General features: G+C 46.9%; 20 protein-coding genes. 8 read left to right on the forward strand and 12 right to left on the reverse strand.

Going from position 1 to position 20142, the window contains the following annotated elements; all coding sequences use genetic code 11:
- Positions 1–264: 264 nt before the first annotated feature.
- Positions 265–2073: an aspartate kinase gene (locus QUA25_RS07575; RefSeq protein ID WP_333036833.1), complete on the forward strand. Its 1809-nt coding sequence runs from the start codon at positions 265–267 to the stop codon at positions 2071–2073.
- Positions 2074–2397: 324 nt separating this feature from the next.
- Here the strand turns inward: QUA25_RS07575 and dcm are convergent, their stop codons facing one another.
- Entirely contained in the window at positions 2398–3429 is a 1032-nt protein-coding gene (gene dcm, locus QUA25_RS07580) for a DNA (cytosine-5-)-methyltransferase (RefSeq protein WP_333036835.1), read from the reverse strand.
- A 337-nt stretch (positions 3430–3766) separates the two neighbouring features.
- Here dcm and QUA25_RS07585 point away from each other — a divergent pair, with 337 nt between their 5' ends.
- Positions 3767–4150, forward strand: a complete 384-nt coding sequence (locus QUA25_RS07585) for a DUF4346 domain-containing protein (RefSeq protein WP_333036837.1) — start codon at positions 3767–3769, stop codon at positions 4148–4150.
- 59 nt (positions 4151–4209) lie between these two features.
- Here the strand turns inward: QUA25_RS07585 and psb32 are convergent, their stop codons facing one another.
- Positions 4210–4932 (reverse strand): photosystem II repair protein Psb32, encoded by a 723-nt coding sequence (gene psb32, locus QUA25_RS07590; protein ID WP_333036839.1) that lies wholly within the window; start codon positions 4930–4932, stop codon positions 4210–4212.
- A 132-nt stretch (positions 4933–5064) separates the two neighbouring features.
- Between psb32 and QUA25_RS07595 the strand changes: the two genes are divergently transcribed.
- Positions 5065–5295, forward strand: coding sequence for a hypothetical protein (locus tag QUA25_RS07595; RefSeq protein WP_006635545.1), 231 nt, complete (start codon positions 5065–5067; stop codon positions 5293–5295).
- A 152-nt stretch (positions 5296–5447) separates the two neighbouring features.
- Here QUA25_RS07595 and QUA25_RS07600 read toward each other — a convergent pair whose 3' ends face one another.
- Positions 5448–5993 carry an NADPH-dependent FMN reductase gene (locus tag QUA25_RS07600; protein ID WP_333036842.1) on the reverse strand — a complete coding sequence of 182 codons (546 nt, stop codon included), beginning with the start codon at positions 5991–5993 and terminating at the stop codon, positions 5448–5450.
- 326 nt (positions 5994–6319) lie between these two features.
- Between QUA25_RS07600 and ftsH the strand changes: the two genes are divergently transcribed.
- Positions 6320–8254, forward strand: a complete 1935-nt coding sequence (gene ftsH / locus QUA25_RS07605; RefSeq protein ID WP_333036843.1) for an ATP-dependent zinc metalloprotease FtsH — start codon at positions 6320–6322, stop codon at positions 8252–8254.
- 134 nt (positions 8255–8388) lie between these two features.
- Here ftsH and QUA25_RS07610 read toward each other — a convergent pair whose 3' ends face one another.
- Together QUA25_RS07610 and QUA25_RS07615 are read right to left on the reverse strand one after the other, a co-directional pair.
- On the reverse strand, positions 8389–8943 hold the full coding sequence (locus tag QUA25_RS07610) for a M23 family metallopeptidase (protein WP_333036920.1): 555 nt from the start codon (positions 8941–8943) through the stop codon (positions 8389–8391).
- A 267-nt stretch (positions 8944–9210) separates the two neighbouring features.
- On the reverse strand, positions 9211–9396 hold the full coding sequence (locus QUA25_RS07615; RefSeq protein ID WP_333036844.1) for a hypothetical protein: 186 nt from the start codon (positions 9394–9396) through the stop codon (positions 9211–9213).
- 33 nt (positions 9397–9429) lie between these two features.
- Between QUA25_RS07615 and QUA25_RS07620 the strand changes: the two genes are divergently transcribed.
- Positions 9430–9810, forward strand: a complete 381-nt coding sequence (locus QUA25_RS07620) for a hypothetical protein (protein ID WP_333036846.1) — start codon at positions 9430–9432, stop codon at positions 9808–9810.
- Between the two features lie 167 nt (positions 9811–9977).
- Here QUA25_RS07620 and QUA25_RS07625 read toward each other — a convergent pair whose 3' ends face one another.
- Positions 9978–10808 carry a phytanoyl-CoA dioxygenase family protein gene (locus tag QUA25_RS07625; protein ID WP_333036848.1) on the reverse strand — a complete coding sequence of 277 codons (831 nt, stop codon included), beginning with the start codon at positions 10806–10808 and terminating at the stop codon, positions 9978–9980.
- A 169-nt stretch (positions 10809–10977) separates the two neighbouring features.
- Here QUA25_RS07625 and QUA25_RS07630 point away from each other — a divergent pair, with 169 nt between their 5' ends.
- Complete coding sequence (locus QUA25_RS07630) at positions 10978–12426, forward strand: RecQ family ATP-dependent DNA helicase (RefSeq protein WP_333036851.1); 1449 nt, start codon at positions 10978–10980, stop codon at positions 12424–12426.
- Positions 12427–12621: 195 nt separating this feature from the next.
- On the forward strand, positions 12622–13587 hold the full coding sequence (locus tag QUA25_RS07635) for an RluA family pseudouridine synthase (RefSeq protein WP_333036853.1): 966 nt from the start codon (positions 12622–12624) through the stop codon (positions 13585–13587).
- Positions 13588–13823: 236 nt separating this feature from the next.
- Here QUA25_RS07635 and QUA25_RS07640 read toward each other — a convergent pair whose 3' ends face one another.
- From QUA25_RS07640 to QUA25_RS07650, 3 genes are all read right to left on the reverse strand, one after another.
- On the reverse strand, positions 13824–14630 hold the full coding sequence (locus QUA25_RS07640; RefSeq protein WP_333036855.1) for a nuclease-related domain-containing protein: 807 nt from the start codon (positions 14628–14630) through the stop codon (positions 13824–13826).
- A gap of 202 nt (positions 14631–14832) precedes the next feature.
- The gene (locus tag QUA25_RS07645; protein ID WP_333036856.1) at positions 14833–15591 is read right to left on the reverse strand and encodes a phycobilisome rod-core linker polypeptide; all 759 of its coding nucleotides are present in this window, start codon (positions 15589–15591) and stop codon (positions 14833–14835) included.
- Between the two features lie 286 nt (positions 15592–15877).
- Positions 15878–16474 carry a phycobiliprotein lyase gene (locus tag QUA25_RS07650; protein ID WP_333036857.1) on the reverse strand — a complete coding sequence of 199 codons (597 nt, stop codon included), beginning with the start codon at positions 16472–16474 and terminating at the stop codon, positions 15878–15880.
- 135 nt (positions 16475–16609) lie between these two features.
- Here QUA25_RS07650 and QUA25_RS29430 point away from each other — a divergent pair, with 135 nt between their 5' ends.
- Positions 16610–16873, forward strand: coding sequence for an NblA/ycf18 family protein (locus QUA25_RS29430; RefSeq protein ID WP_445242210.1), 264 nt, complete (start codon positions 16610–16612; stop codon positions 16871–16873).
- Between the two features lie 232 nt (positions 16874–17105).
- On the opposite strand, the gene pstB is transcribed toward QUA25_RS29430, so the two are convergent.
- From pstB to pstC, 3 genes are all read right to left on the reverse strand, one after another.
- Positions 17106–17906 (reverse strand): phosphate ABC transporter ATP-binding protein PstB, encoded by an 801-nt coding sequence (pstB, locus tag QUA25_RS07660; RefSeq protein ID WP_333036858.1) that lies wholly within the window; start codon positions 17904–17906, stop codon positions 17106–17108.
- A gap of 118 nt (positions 17907–18024) precedes the next feature.
- Positions 18025–18918: a phosphate ABC transporter permease PstA gene (gene pstA / locus QUA25_RS07665; protein WP_333036859.1), complete on the reverse strand. Its 894-nt coding sequence runs from the start codon at positions 18916–18918 to the stop codon at positions 18025–18027.
- A 34-nt stretch (positions 18919–18952) separates the two neighbouring features.
- Positions 18953–19909: a phosphate ABC transporter permease subunit PstC gene (gene pstC / locus QUA25_RS07670; RefSeq protein ID WP_333036860.1), complete on the reverse strand. Its 957-nt coding sequence runs from the start codon at positions 19907–19909 to the stop codon at positions 18953–18955.
- Positions 19910–20142: the final 233 nt, after the last annotated feature.

A 20142-nucleotide genomic window follows, 5' to 3' on the forward strand; every position in this document is an offset into this window, starting at 1 on the left:
TAGATTGGGGATGACTGATGATTATCGGGGTTGGGTTCTTCATAAGTCATTCGCAATTCTTCAATTCTTCAATCAACAATCTAAATTCGCATAAGTCGCAGATTCCGGTAGGGACAGGGCAATGCCGTGTCCCTAGGAATATCATGTGCTGTAAAAACCCGATCGCCTAGCAGCCTCCTCAGAAACGATATAAACATTCATCGGTTATTATCAAAAATTTGCGTATATTAACTTAAGTATTGCATCACTTTTTGTGTAAGTCCTATGGCACTAATTGTTCAGAAATATGGCGGAACCTCGGTTGGTACAGTCGATCGCATTTTGGAGGTAGCCAGACGAGTTGTAAAAACAGCACAGCTCGGCAACTCTCTCGTTGTCGTACTTTCAGCGATGGGCAAAACCACCGACGGTTTAGTTAAACTCGCCAAGGAAATTTCCGCAAATCCCAACAAGCGGGAAATGGATATGTTGCTTTCCACTGGGGAACAAGTCTCGATCGCACTTTTGAGCATGGCATTGCAGGAAATGGGACAGCCCGCAATTTCCCTCACCGGCGCCCAAGTCGGCATTGTCACCGAAGCCGCCCACACCCGCGCCCGGATTTTGCGAATTGACCCAAATCGGCTTGAAAGCCAGTTAAAAAGCGGTAAAGTCGTTGTGGTTGCGGGTTTCCAAGGTATCGCCGATGCCGGAGAATTGGAAATTACCACCTTGGGCCGCGGCGGTTCCGACACGACAGCAGTTGCCCTCGCTGCAGCGCTGCGGGCCGACAGATGCGAAATTTATACTGACGTGCCCGGAATTCTGACTACAGATCCGCGCTTGGTTGCCGACGCCCAATTGATGGACGAAATCACCTGCGACGAAATGCTGGAATTGGCGAGTTTGGGCGCAAAAGTCCTCCACCCGCGCGCTGTAGAAATTGCCAAGAATTACGGCGTGCCGCTGGTAGTGCTTTCTAGCTGGAGTGACGCCCCCGGTACGCGGGTAGTGTCCCCACCCCCGCAACCTCGACCTTTGGAGGGCTTGGAGCTCGCAAAAGCGGTGGATGCGGTGGAATTTGACTTAGATCAGGCGGGGGTGTCGCTGCTGCGTTTGCCCGATCGCCCTGGCGTAGCAGCGCGGTTGTTTGGTGCGATCGCGCAGCAAAACCTCGATGTAGACTTAATTATTCAGTCAATTCATGAAGGAAATACTAACGATATTGCCTTCACAGTGACGCGAAAATCTCTGCAACAAGCCGCCGCCGTTGCAGATGCTATTATCCCCGCCCTCGGCAAGAATTCTCGCCCCGAATTGGGAGAACCGGAAGTGAAAGCAGAAGAGCGGCCAATAGCTAAAGTTAGCATTGCGGGTGCGGGAATGATCGGTCGTCCGAGGGTAGCGGCGCAGATGTTTAAGACTTTAGCGGATGCGGGAATTAACATTCAAATGATTTCTACATCCGAGGTTAAAGTTAGTTGTGCGATCGATGCCGAAGATTGCGATCGGGCCGTTGCCGAACTCTGCAAAACATTTGATGTTGCCAACTCCCCTATTGGGCTGCGTTCATCCTCTCACAAACCGCCTGCAGTCCGCGCCGTTGCGTTGGATCTCAATCAAGCGCGTCTAGCAATTCGCCAATTGCCCGATCGCCCCGGAGTAGCAGCAAAACTGTTCGGACTTTTAGCCGAGGAAAATATCAGCGTAGATACAATCATTCAATCGCAGCGCTGTCACAATATTGACGGCATATTAACTCGCGACATTGCATTTACCGTAGCACAAATTGACGCCGAAGCTGCTAAAAAAGCCCTCGAAAAAGCCGCGCCCGAATTTGGATGGGGCGAAGTAGCAGTCGATACACAAATAGCCAAAGTTAGCGTTGTCGGTTCCGGGATGGTAGCGCATCCGGGAGTAGCGGCAAAGATGTTTGAAGCGCTTTCCCGCCAGCAAATCAACATTCAAATGATTGCCACTTCCGAGATTAAAATTAGCTGCGTTGTGGATGAAGGACAAGGAGTAACTGCTTTGAAAGCAATTCACGCAGCCTTTGAACTTGCCGGCACCGAAAAAATCCAAGTTCCCGCCTAATCGAGGTTTGTAGTTGCGCTTCAGCGCCGGCAGACTCTGAATCCCAACTACAAGCTTAAAAATTTCATTAATTAGAGTTTTCGGTAGGGATACGGCACTGCCGTGTCCTTGCAAATATCGATCGACAGTCAACGATCGGAGTTTTGACTGCAAATTTCACAGCATGAGGCTGTGTTAAAATGAAACTGGCGATCGAATTAAGGAATTTAATCTTAGTCCTGTATTAGTAGGGTGCGTCAGAAACAAAATCCTCTATCGTCGCTCTCTACATCCGTCTGACGAACCTTACAAGTCGATGGGAGTAGCACACTTGCGTAAGTGCTGTTAGAAAAGAGCAACCTGTAAATATTCATTTATTTCTCTTGGCAATCCCTTCATTTCATCATACAATAAATTTTGACTTACTATTTCTTGTGCGATCGCCTCCACCACCGGAATACAAACCGAATTCCCAATTTGCTTGTAACTTTCCCCCGCACTTGGATAACTCTTAAAATCTTCAGGAAAACCCATAAGGCGGTAACATTCCTTCAGCGTCAACTTTCTTACCATATCTTGCTCAGGAATGTAGATAAAAAACCTGCCAGATGTTTCTTGCGAAGGAATGGTGGGATGCACTCCATCTACCGAATAAATGCGATTAGGCTGTCTGTGAACTCTCGATAAATGTTCTGTATTTGGCCTCACGCCAGTTTTCCAAGTACCTTTATTTCTGTAACCTACAAACAAAAGTCCCGAATCTTGCTTTCTCGGAAACTCAATTAAAGTATACTCGGATTTGTCCAATATTTCAAAATTCCCTGTCTCATCTAGAAATTCCCTCAATTGCGGAGTAAACTTGCTTTTAAGTCGAGAAAAATTGAATTCTTTATCTTTAGTTGCCATAATGAATATTCTTTCACGATGTTGAGGAATTCCAAAGTCTTTAGCATTCAGCATTTTGTAATTCACTCTGTACCCCAACTCTCTAAGACTGGCAATAATTACTTTTAATGTATTTCCCTTGTCATGATGGATTAAGTGCTTGACATTTTCGAGGACAACTACTTGAGGTTGCTTTATTTTGATGATTTTACAAATCTCGAAAAATAGCGTGCCTCTAGTATCTTCAAAACCCAGCTTTTTCCCACAGATGCTAAAAGGTTGGCACGGAAACCCAGCGACTAAAATATCAAAGTCTTCTAACTCGACGGGATTAATTTTACTGATATCTCCAAAAGGAACATCACCGAAATTTTCCGTGTAAACTTGTCGGCATTTGCTGTTAATTTCGCAGGAAAAAACGCATTTAAAGCCTATTTTTTCAAAGCCTTGTCTGAAACCTCCTATTCCTGAAAACAAATCTATAAATTTCATTTTGGCTTAGCTTTAATACCAACAAATTCTATATACAATAATAACCGATTTTGCATCATATATAAGTGAGCAACGACTAAAAAAATACAATATCCAGAGTCCCGACTCTTTCAAGAAGTCGGGTATCTACAAGCGATCGCGTCTTAAGTTCACTCATCAATTTATCTGTCCAGCCCGATCGACTGTAGCATAGGAGCGATCGGCAAATTGCAGGAATTGTCGATCGCCCGAAATTTTCCCCCGCATTCAACCAACCAACTGCCAAACTTGTCCCACAGCCGACTAAACTAGAAATAGCAAAAAAAATATAGCTCTTGTTTAGTTCCTTTCACCAACCATGAGTCAAACCTTGGAAAATCTCACCGCAATTGATGACAAGCTATCCAAACGCCACATCGACCTCGATCCAGGCGGCTACTTCATCATCTATCTTGATCGCGAAACCAGCTTAATTTGTGCCAAACATTTCACCAACATCATCGACGATCGAGGCCTCGCCGTCGATCCGGAAACTGGCAAACCCATCCCCGCCCGTGGCAAAGTAGAACGCACTGAGGCCACACTTTTTACCGGCAGAACCGCCAAAGAACTTTGCGTCAAAATCCTAGAAGAAACCCGCCCCTGTCCGGTGACAATGTTAGATCACGCGGCTTATCTGGGACGGGAATTTGTACGGGCAGAAATTGCATTGTTGAGCGATCGAGAATACGTTCAAGATTAGTGCAGCCCTGCCTTAATTTTTTGACAAAACGGCCACCGATCGAATTTGTCAGCACCCGATCACGAAAAACCTTGATACCAGAAATAAGTCACCATCGGAATCACTGTCGCCAACACCAACAGCACAACCACAACAACTGTGGCATTGCCTTGGTCTGTTTCTTCAGCTTTTTTAAACGTGCCTTCAACTTGAATGTTGTCAACAACTTCAGGAGGACCCGGATCGGGTTCGCCCGACAAGACAGTTGCAATGCGCGTACTTGCAGCCGCAAATGCCTCGTTGTATTTATTCGCTTCCCGCAGCGGCACTTGCACAGTTTCCCCAGCCACACTCTGGGCAATTTCATCGGTTAGCAGGGATTTCACCCCTTCCCCCGTCCGAATTGCCGCGCTGTTGGTAACAGTGTCGAGAACGAGTAAAATTTGATTAGTCTGGTCTTCTTTTGCGGGAAACCACTGTTCAAACAGTTGGTCGGTGAAAGTGGCAGTCGTTTCGCCGTAGTCTAAGCGGTGGATGGTGACAAATCGCACTTGTTTCCCTGTTTTGTTTTCCAGGTTGTCGAGCACGCTGCTGATATTGCTTTCGCTGCTGCGGCTGAGCACGTCGCCTTTGTCGAACACCCAAGTTCGATCGCCCGCCGACAACACGGGCATTTCGTAAACGCCAGTCGCCAATGCCGGCAATACCGCCATCTGGGATGCGATTAGGGCGATGGCGATCGTCGCCGCCAAAGGTTGGAGATATTTTCTCCAGTTAAATAATTGCTTCAGGAGTCGGGTCATGAGGTTAACCGTAAAACTGACTTTTTTCCAAAAATACTATAGAAACCCCCGTAAAATTCATTTTATGCAGGGCAATATTTACAATTAGCTCGCCAGTGGAACTCCCCGCCCGATTATTTTAGGATTCTAGCTATGGAACCAGCAGACACTTATAAAGGTTGGATTATTCAATCCCAGAAAGTTTTCTACGTCGAGGTTTGGGATAGCCGCGGCAACCGCCACGTCGCCGTCCAAAATGCCAAGACTGAGGAGGAAGCTTTGGAATTGGCCAAAAAGTGGATAGACAAATATGAGTCAAAACCCGGAAGAATGCCGATCGACGTACCCCATCCTTTCGGAGACATGATCGATATGCCATTTTAATTCAGTTGACTGTTGGCTGTTAACAGTTAACATTACAGCTTGTCGGGTACTCTACTAGAGACAAAACCTCTTCAAATCGAGCAATTATTGCAACTGACGCATCCGAAGAATAGGCCAGTTGCATCCCGGACTGCATTTGTCATGAGATAAAATTACGAAATTCCTCGCAACTTCCGCGTATTTTCTACCAAACTCCGAGCAAATTCGTCGAACCTTTCAGACAGTTTTTCATCCAACAATTTACCATCCGGACTAAAAGCTTTCCAAGCTTGTCCGATCGCAATTTGTTCGGGAATTACCCAAGCGTGTACCCATCTCAAAATCACGCGCAAATCGTTGAGTGCGTTGCTGTTAACTTGCCCTCCCAAAACGCTGATCGAACCCGCAACCTTCCCGTCCAAATGCTCAAAACTCATCAAATCCAGGGCATTCTTGAGAGCACCGCTGATGCTGCCGTGATACTCCGGCGTTGCCAAAATCAAGCCGTCGGCTTGCTTAACCGCATTCTGCAGCTTTTCCACATCCGGATAATCGATATAATCATTCTCACCATTGCAGAATGGCAGATTGAGCGATCGCAAATCGAATATTTCAACTTCCGCGCCCAGGGCTTGCGCCCGTTCTGCTGCCACCTTCAACGCTAACTGGCTGTAGGAGCCAGCCCGCAAACTTCCACCAATGCCGACAATTTTTACCATAAAGCTTAAAAACAATAACTGCTTCTCTAAAACGTACTCATTACGAGTATGATTAACATAGCAAGTTCGATCGGCAACTGTCAAGTAAAGTTTCCGATGTAGAAAATAGAAGGAAGAATAGAAGGTTATGGGTAGGAGGGGTGAGTGCTCATAAGCCCGGTAAGGGAAAACAGACTCGGAGCGTTCACAAGCCACTATTTTGAGGGGTTTCTTAAGATGCCCGCCAGAGATAAACCCATCCAACACCCGCCATCTTGTTAAAATAAATGAACGTAGCAAACCACAAGCGGTCAATCTTGGCAGTCTTCAACCTTGGGCAAAGCAATATGAAAAATTCTTGGAAACACGCATGGCTGGGGCATCTAGCTGTAAACAAAGACAAATCGAGCCAGAATCCTAAAAAATCAATTCCAGGACGGAATCTTTGGCGTATCCTGGGCAGTATGGTGATTTCTCAAGGAATATTGCTCTCGACCCCGGTGTTTGCCGAGAGCGCGCCAAACACCATGAGTTACAGCCAACTGATCGACAACATAGAAAAAGGGCAAGTCAGTAGAGTCGAAGTAGACGAAACTCAAAAAACTGCCAAGGTTAGGCTAAAAAATCAAAAAAGCGATCAAACCCAATCAGTTAGTCTGTTCGACTACAACAACCGAGAACTGTACTCGCAAATCCGCGCCAAAAAGATTGACTTTGAAGTCAAACAAACAGCCGACAACGCCGCCGCAGTCAGTTTAGTAGTAAACTTGCTAGTGATTTTTGCAGTGTTGGCAGTGTTGATGGCAATCCTGCGCCGATCGACCCAATCTCAAGGAAATGCCATGAACTTCGGCAAATCCCGAGCCCGTTTCCAAATGGAAGCCAAAACCGGCGTGATGTTCGACGACGTAGCAGGCATCGAAGAAGCTAAAGAAGAACTGCAAGAAGTCGTAACCTTCCTCAAAAAACCCGAACGCTTCAACGCCATCGGCGCCAAAATTCCCAGAGGAGTTCTGTTAATCGGGCCTCCCGGAACCGGTAAAACCATGCTGGCAAAAGCCATCGCAGGCGAAGCAGCCGTCCCCTTCTTCAGTATCTCGGGTTCCGAATTTGTCGAAATGTTTGTCGGAGTTGGCGCCTCCCGCGTCCGCGACTTGTTCCGCAAAGCTAAAGAAAATGCCCCCTGCATCGTCTTCATCGACGAAATAGACGCCGTAGGAAGGCAGCGCGGCGCTGGTATCGGCGGCGGCAACGACGAACGCGAACAAACTCTCAACCAGTTGCTGACAGAAATGGACGGCTTTGAGGGTAACAGTGGCGTGATTGTGATTGCAGCTACTAACCGGCCCGACGTACTCGATACCGCCCTGCTGCGGCCCGGCAGGTTCGATCGCCAAGTAACGGTAGATTTACCCAGTTACAAAGGGCGTTTGGGGATTTTGCAAGTTCACGCGCGCAACAAAAAACTCGACCCAGAAGTTGCCCTAGACACGATCGCCCGCCGCACTCCCGGCTTTTCCGGCGCCGACTTGGCAAACTTGCTCAACGAAGCAGCTATTCTCACTGCGAGGCGTCGCAAAGACACGATTACTAACTTAGAAGTTCACGACGCGATCGACCGGATCACGATCGGGCTTACCCTCAACCCGCTGCTCGACAGCAAGAAAAAGTGGATGACAGCATACCACGAAGTCGGACACGCGCTAGTCGCGACCATGCTCAAAAATGCCGATCCAGTTGAAAAAGTAACGATTATTCCGCGTTCCGGCGGGGTCGAAGGCTTTACTAGCTTTGTGCTTGACGACGAAATGCTCGACAGCGAAGGTTTGAGGAGTCGGGCTTTGCTGTTAAACCGAATTAAAGTAGCTTTGGGGGGACGGGCGGCGGAAGCAGAAATTTATGGCGATGCTGAAATCGACACCGGTGCCGGTAGCGATCTCAAAAAAGTTAGCAGTCTCGCGAGGGAGATGGTAACGCTTTATGGAATGTCGGATTTGGGGCCTGTGGCTTTGGAAAGTCCGAACAATGAGGTGTTTTTGGGCCAAAACTGGAATTCGCGATCCGAGTATTCCGAAGACATGGCAATTAAGATCGATCGGCAAGTCCGGGAAATTGCCTTTGAGTGCTACGAAGAAGCTCGCCGAATTATCCGCGAAAACCGCGCTTTGGTAGACAAACTTGTCGAAGCGCTGTTGGATGAAGAAACGATCGACGGCGATGAATTCCGCCAAATTGTTGAGCGGTACACCGAGTTGACCAAAAAAGAGTTGGCACCAACGTAAAGAGTCATTAGTCATTAGTTATTCAAGTTTGTAGTGAGGACTTTATTCCTCATTCTCGAAAAAATCAGGACTTTAGTCCTTACTACAAACCAAGAAAAATGGCTACTAACTAATGACTAATGACTAATGACTAATTAAGATTGTTGCGCGTACATTTCCCGGAGTACCAAAGCCGGGTCTACCCAGCGGCCGCCGTACTTCAATCCCCAGTGCAAGTGAGGCCCACTCGTGCGGCCCGTCATCCCAACTCTGGCAATTCTCGCACCCGCAGGCACTGTTTGACCTTGCCAAATTTGCACGGTACCTTCGCGATCGGTATAATAACGCCCGCCGTTAGCCGTTAGCACTCGGCCTCTGAGGTGACAGTAGATGTGTTCCCAATTTCCCGATCGCACCACCATACCAGTGCCGCACCGGCCATCTTCCCAAACTTCCACAATTTGCCCGCCCCACCAATTGCGGATATAGCTGCCTTCCGGGGCGGCCAAGTCCAAACCGTAATGAAAATCCCCGCCACGGGGGCCGAAGGCGGAAGTGTATGTTTCAAAGTTTTCGACTGGAAAAGAAGCTTCTTGCCACAAATTACCCGTCGCTACTCTGCTTGGTAAGCCTGACTGAGCTTTGACCACCTGCTGCTGCAAATAAGGGCTGATCAACACAATGCCGATCGAAAGTGCCAGCAGCAGCATATGTCTGAGACGAAAAAAGCGTTTTGCCGTCAGCGGGCCTCTAGAGTCTTGCAGGATTTTTTTCACGGCTCAAAGTTAAATGTGTGTGCGAGTTTGCGTTGTCTTTTAGGCTCACATCTTGCACCCTTGTCAATAAAGCTTTCAGGGGCGGGCTTTCCGGCCCCCCCCACAAAAAAATCATTCTTTGTGGAACGGGCATCTTGCCCGTTTCTCAGAAGGGTGCAAGATGTAAATTATGCCAATTCGCTGCAAGATTGGCTTTGAGCTCTACCCGCGATCGCGAATCAGTTTATCAACAACGTGTATCTTACTCCATCCAAAACCCGTGTCAAGGCTTCCGGGTAAATGCCCAGGGGTGATAAAAAAAAATTGGCCGAGGAATTCGTGCTGCGGTTGAATTCGATCGAGCTTTTGCTTGACACTATAGTTAAGTTCGGGGATTTTGGATGTCATCCAAAATTTCAAATTCATAACAGACATCAAGCAATGCTTACTGAAATTTTTCCCTTTAGTTTTGCCATAGATGCAACTGCGATCGCAGGTGCGTCCTTGTGGTCTTTGGCCCTGTACTGGGGCCTGTCGCCCGTGACAGAATGGGTAATCCTGCAACTCAACCGCTGGATGAATTTTGCCGAGAGATCCCTCTACACCTCGGAAGCCGAGTTTGAAAGAACCCGCCAAGCCAGAGAAGCTCAAAATGCGTTTTACGCTTCCCTATTGAGCATTTTGCCCTTTTTGATTGTGGGCGGATTGTGCAATTGGGGCGTTGAATTGTCTCTGGGCACTGGTTGGGCGGTATCTATGGGTACGATCGCCTGTATTGGTGGCGGCGTGTACGAGCTCGGCCGCCGGGACGGTCAATCTTAGGCGATTTGAGATTTTGGATTTTGGATTTTGGATTGCTCAAGATATTCGGAGATTTACCAGCCTCTAGAATTGATCGTAATCTCAAATCCAAAACTCCAACTCTTAAATAAATATGACATTTCCCGTTTATTTATCGATCGCGCCTCAAACAAAATTCATAATTTATCTTAACCGTAATCTGACTCAGGATGTTTGCCTAAAAGCCGCAGTTGCCGTTCTGTAGCTGTAGCGATAATTTCGGGGTTAAACTGCCACGGCCAAGGCGAAAATTTCTGCGCGATGTTGCGATGGGAATAATGCACTTGCAGTAAGTAGCGAGTTCCATCTGTTGTCGTATTTTTGCCGCCGGAGTGCCAAATTTCACTGCGGAAAAACAGCACATCTCCTGCTTTGCACAAAACTGGTTCTGGGGAATGTCCGTTCCAAGTTTCTTCCCCGCGATCTGGTTTGCGACCAGATTTGTGACTGCCGGGAATAATGTAGGTAGGACAGAGGTCTTCTGCAATGTCGCTGAGATAGAAATGGGCTGTACAAATCCATACTGGCAGTTGAAAAGTGCGATCCTCTCCGAGGGCTGCGCTAACGGCAAACACGCTTTCGGGCACGGGTACAAACACCTGATCGACGTGGACGCGCCAACCATCATAACCGGGCCCGCTTTTCCACGCAGTCATGCCGATAATGTGGCAATCGCTGCCCATTAATGCTTCTGCTAACTCAATTATACCCGGTCGATCGACATAGGAAAGCCACAGCCGATCGCGATTAAAAACGCACTTAAAATGCTGGTTCAATTCACTCCAACTGCTACCATCGAGTCCGAAGGGTTGCAGGCGATCGAGTGCTTCCTTGGTTTGCGCCACTTCCGACGGAGTGAGTACACCAGGAATCAGCGCAAAACCATCTTCATGCACTGCTTCTGCTAGACCTGCGGTATCGAAAAGATCACAAGTCTTTTGGCGATAGCTGAAAACTTCGCTTAACGTGCTTGCGTTCATAATTCAAAAAGTAAAATTATTAACTGTTATTAAATTAACACTTATCCAGCTCGATACTTGCATACTATGAAACCAGCCACCCGGTTTATTGGTACATCAGGACTTACACAAAATTTAATTATGTCGGGCACGCACTGCTCACATTACGTCTGATTTGGGGATAAATTAAATGAAATACCAACCAGAACCAGTATCATTAAATCAAGCCCGCACCGCCTTCCAAAAAATCTGGGGATACGACGACTTTCGACCGCCCCAAGGAGAAATCGTCGGTAGTTTATTAGCCGGAAAAGATACAATTATAATTATGCCGACAGGTGGCGGCAAATCAATCTGCTTTCAACTGCCAGCTTTGTTACAAACAGGCTTAACGTTGGTAGTTTCGCCGTTAGTCGCACTGATGGAAAATCAAGTACAAGAATTGCGCGATCGCAATCTTCCTGCTTCCCTCCTCCACAGTCAATTGCCAACAGCGCAGCGCCGACAAACTATGCAGTCGCTGCAACAAAACAAATTAAGGTTGCTGTACCTGTCTCCTGAAACATTACTCAGCAAACCTGTTTGGGAAATTATCAGTCAGCCACAGATCCAAATCAACGGTTTAATATTAGATGAAGCTCACTGTTTAGTGCAGTGGGGCGATACATTCCGACCAGCTTACCGCCGTTTAGGAACAGTGCGGTCGGCTTTGTTGAAAGCTAAACCAGCAAACAGTAAAATTGCGATCGCAGCTTTCACCGCTACCGCCAACCCGGAAGCACAGCAGACAATCAAAAATGTCTTGCAACTGCAAAAGCCCGAAGCATTTCTGCTAAGTCCCTACCGTTCTAACCTCCACCTGCAAGTGCAAACAGTCTGGACGCCGAGAGGACGCAAGCAGCAATTATTAAACTTTATCAAAGAGCGACAAAAACAAGCAGGTTTAGTCTATGTCCGCACCAGAAAAGATAGCGAAAATTTGGCGGATTTGTTGGATGCAGCAGGTTATCAAACAGCAGCATATCATGCAGGTTTGAGTCCAGAATCACGACGAAAAATAGAAACAGCTTGGCTGAACAATGATATTAAATTCGTGACTTGTACCTCAGCATTCGGGATGGGAATTAACAAGCCAGATGTCCGGTGGGTTGTTCATTATCAAGCACCTTTGCTATTATCGGAATACATTCAGGAAATTGGTAGAGGCGGACGCGACGGCAAATCGGCGATCGCCCTGACATTGATTAGCGAACCTACGGGTTTTCTTTATCCCGAAGATAAACAAAGAAAGGAATTTTTTCAAGATAAATTGCGATCGCAATACCGAGAAGCTCAGCAATTAGCCAAAAAACTGCCAGTTAAAGGCGATATAGAAGCAGTTTCCCGTGAATTTCCCGAAAGTGCGATCGCCCTTTCAATCTTGCACAGTAGCGGACAATTAACATGGCAAGATCCTTTTAATTATGCGATCAATAAATCTCAACAGCAAAAAGCGGAAAAATTTAATTTTACCGCAGCGGAAGAAATGGCTAAATATCTCAAACATCGCGAGTGTAGGTGGCAATTTTTGCTGCAAGCTTTTGGGTTTGCCAAGGAAGCTAAATCAATGCGCTGCGGCCACTGCGATAATTGTCGATAGAATTGACGATTATACTCAAACGACTTAACCACTCCGACCAAAGAAACCGGGTTTTTTACCCAGTCTGCGCGCCCAAAGGAAGTATTGCTGTGAAAAAACCCGGTTTCTCGCTGCCCGTGCGATCGCGAACGAACTCACAGATGTTATGATTAAGATATTTGCTTTACACACTTGGCAAAAAATAGTAAAAAGTAAATGATAGAAACAGACACTGCGGCACAGATTTACACAGTAGAAAATACAGAGGAATTCGATCGCAGTAATGTCAATCAGCGATTAGATATTTGGCTGTCAAACCAGATACCGGACTTATCCCGATCGCGAATCCAAACCCTCATATCACAAGGTAACGTCAAAGTCAACGATGAAACCTGCACCTCGAAAAAAATATCAGTAAAAACTGGCGATCGCATCCACCTCACTTTACCCGAAATCCAGCCCACTTCCTTGCAGCCGGAATCAATTCCCCTCGACATCCTCTACGAAGATGACAGCCTAATTATTATCAACAAACCAGCCGGATTAGTCGTCCACCCAGCCGCCGGACACCAAGACGGTACATTAGTCAACGCCCTCTTAGCCCACTGTCCCCTAGCAGAAATAGGCGGAGTTCAGCGACCGGGAATCGTGCACAGATTAGACAAAGATACAACGGGTGCGATCGCGATCGCCAAAACCGACATAGCCCACCAACACCTGCAAGCCCAACTGAAAGCCAAAACAGCCCGCCGCGAATATTTAGGCATAGTTTACGGGGCTCCCAACACCGAAACAGGCACAATAGACTTACCCATCGGCCGGCATCCCACAGACCGCAAAAAAATGGCGGTAGTACCAGTAGAAAAAGGCGGCCGCCCCGCAGTTACTCACTGGACAATCAAAGAAAGAATCGGCAACTATTGCTTAATGCACTATCAATTAGAAACCGGCCGCACCCATCAAATTCGCGTGCATACAGCCGAAATAAAACATCCCATTGTCGGGGACCCGATGTACAGTTCCAACCGTTCTATCGGCGTCAATTTAACCGGACAAGCCCTCCACGCCTGGCGGCTGACATTGCAGCATCCCGTAACAGGAGAATTAATAGAGGCGATCGCGCCTTTACCAGATCAATTCAACACCCTGCTAAAAATATTGCGGTTGCGCGCTAATATTTGATAATTGGTATAGCAGCCGCCAAAGCTGTTATGACAAGTCGCCATCAGGCGTTGAGAATTTTATCTACGTTGATTGCTTTGTTCAACATTCCGTCCAGGATATTGTTTCTACCTTAAAATTTTTTAATAGCACAAGTATCACTTAGATGCTAGTGCAAGTCGGGGATGTTACTGGTCTGTGCAAATTTGTTGATGTCAAACATATCAAGGTAGCGGTTTGTCTCATTTCTCCCAATCTTATCTACTTTTATAGGAGCGATCGAGTTCTTGCAACCCTGACACCAGATTGCCCAGTTCCATGACGTAAGCACCCCTAATCTTCTTTTTGTTGCTAAAACTCACCTTGGCATCGCTAAATACAACTACTGGAGTGACCTTGGTTAACTTCTTAGCTTTTTTTATAGCCGTAACTTCTTTGGCAATCTGTGCCAGAAAATCTTTCTCAAAATCTCTCAATTTCCCGTCGTAAGATTGACGCTTGAGCACATCCCCATCCAACAGAACTACGGTTGAGTGAGACTTCACATCAAGGATAAAATTGACCCCTTTAGGCGATCGCAGCCACACATCGATATCGCCTACTTCCGGCAATCTTAAGTTGTACTCAGCTATCCATCCAGATTGGATTAGGGACTCCAAAACTTGCTGAATCTTTTCTTCACCACAGGCCCCTTGGTCAAATCTCTGAGACGACTTCCAAAACGTTTTCCCGTCCTCAATCAACGGAAGGGCGATTAATACCCCTATCAAAAGAGCCGCAACCAAAAATAAAGGATTAAAAGGTGCTACCGCGTATACCAGCAGTGGCAACAACACCAACCCTGTTGCTGCACCGTACCTGTATAAGGCTTTGGTACGAAGCTGTTTAGCATGGCGACGCAATGGTTTTCCAGCATCTTCGTTATATTGTGGCTGCATAAATGCACCTATGCACTTAGAGTTAACAATGAGAAAAGGTCGAATTATTTTTCTTCCTTCTTCCCTCTTCCTTCTTCCCTCTTCCTTCTTCCTTCTTCCTTCTTCCGACGGACATCGGACTGACATCCGTTACATCCGTTACATCCGTTACACAATCCGTTGCCGAACTTCCTTCTTCCTAATGACAAAAAATTATGAGTCCCGAGTTTTGGATTCCAAGTTTATCAAAAAACTCAAACCTCAAAACTCAAGACTCAAAACTCTCTCAGCCTAAAAGCCGATCGATTCAGTCGGCCCGACACAAATAATCGCATCAGGGCAGCATCAATTACCGGCGACGGGGAACCATCGTGTCGATATTGATATTAGCTAGAGGCACGCGCTGCGGCGGAGTAGCAGGCATGGGCATATTGCGCGCCATACCCAAATAGTTCGACGGATCGCCAGCCTTCGGTTGCTGCTCTTGAGGAACAAAACGGCGCACGCCAGTCTGCCAGATGATTTGCGGGAAGCCAAGCTGCGAACGGTGGTATTCGCTGTAGCGGGGCGTTTTCAAGTTGAAAGGAGTGTCTCCTCCAACTCGCTGAGGCAAAATTCGGCGCTGCTGGTAAGGTACGGTATCGTAGCCGAACTTATCCAGGTACTCTTCGCTATTGACCAACTCGTCAATAAAGCCTTGAGGCCCCTTATTGGCTACCACGATCGACCAAGCAATCTTTTCGCGCTCGCTGTACACATCCCGGCCCAAAATGCGCTGCACGCACATTTCCACAAACCGGTAATTGCTGTTAGTTTGATAATTCCGCTCCAAGAAAGGAGAAGAAGTGGCCAAACCGCGAATAAAGTCCCGCACAGTAATTTGGCCGAACTTGAGTTGCGACTCCAAAGACTTTTGGCGGTTGCTCTTGAGGATTTGGTGTTCGCTGTAAATCTGGCGATATCCAGCCCAAATCAAATTTTCCATGTCTCCAGACGAGAGCACATTTTCAGTTGTGAAAATTCTCGGCTGCTCGTCGCTCCCCACTTCAAAACCAGCAACGCGCTGGTTTTGGCTGTTGGGGGCGTAGCTTAATAAAGGAAGCGCCACGTTAAAATCTCCGTTATCTCAAATTTCAGAAATAGTTGACACCGTGAGCTGCCAGCATAACGGATACAACTAACCAACATACAGATTAGGGGATTCCCGCAATCTAAATCTGATTTTCCTGAATTTTTGCAACAATCTGTAACATTTGTTGACTTTGGGGAAGTCATTAGTCATTGGTCATTAGTCATTGGTCATTGGTCATTAGTCATTACTTTGGCGTCGTTTCGAGACTCAGCCCACTCCTGACTGCTGACAAATGACTACTGACTGCTGACTAATGACTAAATTACCAGCCCAGAGCCGAATAAAACTCGCTGGCGGGCACTTGAGCTCCTGCTGCTTCTGATGTTGCATCCGAGTCTGGTTGCACCCGAATTTCGGTACAAAAAGTCGATGTGCTGAAACCGCCAAAGCGCTTTACGGTACTCGTCCGCATCCGCACGTTCGGGTTAGGAAACCAGAAACGCTCGATCGAACTCATCGTCTCGTATTCCGTAATCAGCAGCAGCCCATCCTCATCATCCATCTCAAAACGGCCAGCCACAGGCACAATTTCCGCATAGCCTCGTTCGCGCAACATCAAGCCCTGCCGGGGATTTTCAGGATCGGGGACGATCGCGAACACCGTAGACCCTTTATGATTCTCATCATCCTTATCCCACGCCATCGAGCCGTGCCATGTCACAAAAGCCCCCCCAGCAGCCCGGCTCGGATCGACTTCGTGCATCTTGCAAATCTCCGCGACTCTAGCGTCATCGGCAGCTAGGGCTGTTACCTGAATATTTGAATCCCCAATCTCCGCTTGGCGGAAAGCGAGGTGGTGAGTGCTGCGCTGAGAACGCCACTCCCCAGCACTGCTTTGAAAAAACTCCATTGCATCCATACGAACTAGCTCCTTTGGCTTATGCTTCCCGGTGTTGACGCCTTTTTATGATAGAGCTCCCCCCACTTAGATGTACTTTTGCTACACAAATTAGTCTCAAAATGTCTACTTTGGACATATTGTCAAGTGAATGTTATGATAGTTTACAATGTAGGAGACACAACAAATCCTGCGAAACGTCATTCCGATCAATTTCGCATCAATCTCAGCAAACTGGAGGAGCGATTTATGGATATGCCTACAACCAGCCTCAGCATGGAACAGCAGTTCAAACTTCAAGTGCTGCGCGAAGAAGTAAAAAGGTTAAGCCAAGACCAAGCTCAGGAATACTTGCTCGAAGTTATGCGGCAAAACATGGTTAAAGAAAACCTGTTCAAGCATTGGATGAAGAATATGTGAACTCTTCGAGCATTTCTTCACAAAAATCAGCGGCTTATATCTGCAAAAAGTACGATCGAGCTTTTAATCATAAAATCCAGAATCCCGCTTTCTCCAAGAAAGCGGGATTCTCAATTCAGAAAAGTTTTACGCGGTTTTTTTTGTTGCTACCAAACTCAGCAAATTAAATGTTTTTACTCTCTTAAAGAGGGACGATAGTTTGTGTAGCGACAGGTTTCAACCTGTCGGGGACTCAACCAAAACGGCCACTCACATAATCTAAAGTAGACTCTTCCTTCGGACTTTGGAAAATTACCTCAGTCTTATCACACTCCACAAGATAGCCAAACCGCTTCCCATCGTCAGAAAGTTTAGCATTGAAAAAAGCAGTCAGGTCAGAAACCCGAGAAGCCTGCTGCATATTGTGAGTAACGATCACAATCGTATACTTCTCCTTGAGTTCCCGCATCAACTCCTCAATCTTAATCGTAGAAATCGGGTCAAGAGAAGCGCAAGGTTCATCCATTAACACTACATCAGGATTAATCGCGATCGCCCTAGCAATACACAAACGCTGCTGCTGGCCACCCGAAAGAGAAAAACCGCTTTGCTTCAACTTATCCTTCACCTCATCCCACAAATAAGCTTGGCTGAGCGATTTTTCCACCAGCTCATCCATATCTCCCTTATAATTGTTTACCCTCGCACCGTAAGCAATATTGTCATAAATCGACTTCGGGAAAGGATTCGGCTTTTGAAACACCATCCCAATCTTGCGGCGCACCGCCACAGCATCAATATCGGGATCGTAAAGATTTTGACCGTGGTAATCAATTCTACCCTCTAAACGAAAACCGCTCACTAAATCGTTGAGCCGGTTAAAACATCGCAGAATTGTACTTTTACCGCAGCCAGACGGCCCAATCAAGGCAGTAATGCGATTTTTAGGAATCTCCATTGAAACATTTTTAACCGCGTGAAAAGCGCCGTAAAAAATATTGATATTTTCTGTCCGTAAAACTGTTTCCGTTTGCTTGTCTAAATCCATCATCATACAGGTAAGTATCCAATCGAATTTTACAAAATAAGGAGAAGATGAGAGTGGGAAAGTTGGAGATAAGGAAAATCTTCCTTCTTTTTACCCGTTCGCCAAGTCGAAGAATCTTCTTCCTTCAATAAACTTTTTGGCGAGTAGCCCAGCGAGAAAGAATACTCGTCAGCAAAACCATTATCACCAAAATCAAAGATGCCGCCCAAGCCAATTCTTTCTGTGCCTTAAAAGGAACCGTTGCAAAGTTGTACACCAAAACCGAAAGACTCGGAGTTGGCTTATCAAATCCTGCCGGCCAAAAAGGCGAATTCAGCGCCGTAAAAATCAAAGGAGCAGTTTCTCCAGCAGCGCGAGCAATTGCCAGCGTCACGCCCGTTAAAATAGCTGGAATGGCCGCAGGCAAAACCACCTGCAACACCGTCTGATAATTAGAAGCACCCACACCAACCGACGCCCATCTAATATCTTGCGGGACGATTTGTAGAGCTTCGTCAGTAGTCCGCACAATCGTGGGCAACATCAGCACAGCCAACGCCGCACCCCCTGCAATTGCCGAAAAACCTCCCATATTTACCACGAACAAACCGTAGGCAAATACCCCGGCAATAATCGAAGGAACGCCGCTGAGGACATTAGTAGCAAAGCGTACCCAGCGAGCTACTTGGCCGCTGCTGAACTCCGACAAATAAACTGCTGCCAATACACCAAAAGGAACAGCAATTAAAGAAGCAATTCCCACCGTCATCAATGTACCGAGAATTGCATTAGCAATACCGCCTCCCGATAGTCCGGGCGGCGGTGGCAGCTTGGTAAACAAGTCTAAATTCAGGCGATTGAAACCTTGTACGGTGACATAGGAAAGAACTGCAAACAAAGGCAGCAGAGTGATGACCAGACTAGCTCCAGCCAGTACAGTCATCCCCAGACCAAACAGCGCTTGCGGGCTGTTTTTAACCTTCTTTAAACTGCCTGTTTTCGATACCAAAGAATTCTCATCGGAGACGCTATTTGACATAAACTAAAAATATGTAGGAAATGGCGGCAAACTTCTAGTTGTACTTCGCTCTTACTTGAGAGACAATCCACTCTGCCAAAATATTAACAATCAGTGTCATAATAAACAGAATTAGCCCTGTGTACATCAGAGCTGCTACTTGCAACCCGGAGGCTTCCGCAAACTGATTTGCCATCAGAGAAGCAATAGTATTTGCCGGAGCTAGCACAGAAAGACTTAACTGATTGGAATTACCAATTAACAGAGTTGCAGCCATTGTTTCTCCCATGGCGCGACCGAGCCCAAGCATAATTCCGCCGACAATGCCGGAAAAAGCTGCCGGTACGAGCACTCTAAAAATTGTAGTCCAGCGAGTAGCTCCTAAACCTAGAGATGCTTGCCGCAATTCGGGCGGGAGACTTGCCAAAGAGTCGCGGGAGATAGCTGTAATAATGGGCAAAGTCATGATTCCCAAAATTACTCCGGCTGGTAACATTCCCGGCCCAACTGGCGAGGTGCTAAAAATCGGCAGCCATCCGAAAGTGCCGTTGAGAAACTTGCCGAGAGTGGTAATCATGGGAATCAATACAGCAATTCCCCACAAACCGTAGACTACGCTGGGAATGGCGGCTAAAAGTTCTACTAAAAAAACTAAAGCTGTACGCACTGGTAGCGGCAGAAAGTCCTCGCTCAAGAAAATGGCAGTCCCTACTCCTAATGGTACTGCAATTAGGAGCGCGATCGCCGAACTGACGATCGTCCCGTAAATCATCGGCAGCGCACCGTACTCTTCTTTAACCGGATTCCAGCTACTGCCAAACAGAAAGCCCAAACCGTACTGTTGAATCGCCGGTAAAGCCCGATAAGCAACCGTGAGCGCGATTACCAGCAAAATTACACCAACTCCTATGCCCAAAATCCGCGTGAGCCAGATAAAGCCTTGATCTAAGGACTTTTCTGCCCCAGAGCGAGATCGGGTCTGCGATCGAGCGCTGTTATTATCTGAAATCATAGAAAAAAAACCAAATATATAGTAGCCGAAAATAGCCTGTTTCGGAAAAAGCTAGAACGAAGCAGAAAGAAAGACCATAAATAAAATCAAAGAGGGGCGGGTTGATTAATTCCCTGACTTTTCAACAAGTATTTCTGGTCAAACCCACCCCTACACAGATGCACCGATTGTTACATAGAAGAGGGGCGGATTTATTAATCCCCTGACTTTTTAACAAATATTTCTGGTAAAAC

Source organism: Microcoleus sp. Pol17C6 (genome assembly GCF_036701145.1).
GTDB lineage: Bacteria > Cyanobacteriota > Cyanobacteriia > Cyanobacteriales > Microcoleaceae > Microcoleus.